This is a genomic window from Clostridioides sp. ZZV15-6388, assembly GCF_020657755.1.
Lineage (GTDB): Bacteria > Bacillota > Clostridia > Peptostreptococcales > Peptostreptococcaceae > Clostridioides.
Genome location: NZ_JAGWCU010000115.1, coordinates 1 through 430 on the forward strand (window position 1 = coordinate 1; position 430 = coordinate 430).

Below are 430 nucleotides of genomic sequence, written 5' to 3' on the forward strand. Positions count from 1 at the left end.
GAAATATTATGTACTTTAGTCAATATATAAAATTACCTAAACTTGGTATGGTTAAAGTAAGGGATAAACAAGTACCTCAAGGGAGAATACTTAATGCTACTGTATCTAGGGAGCCAAGTGGTAAATATTATGTATCATTATGTTGTACTGATATAGACATTGAAGCATTTGAAAATACTAATAATCAGGTAGGTTTAGATTTAGGAATTAAAGAATTTTGTATCTCAAGTTGTGGACAATTTATAGAAAATCCTAAGTATCTTCAGAAGTCATTAAACAAACTTGCTAAATTACAAAGGGAATTATCGAGAAAAACAATCGGTAGTTTAAATAGAAATAAAGCAAGATTAAAAGTTGCAAGACTTCAAGAACATATAGCTAATAGGCGAAAGGATTTTCTACAAAAACTATCTACTAAATTAATACAAGA

The 430-nt window shown here is 28.4% G+C and carries 1 protein-coding gene; it reads left to right on the forward strand.

Features of this window, described 5'->3' with window-relative positions; genetic code table 11:
* On the forward strand, nt 1-430 hold a 430-nt coding region (locus tag KGF48_RS19990; RefSeq protein WP_227868504.1), incomplete at both ends, for a transposase.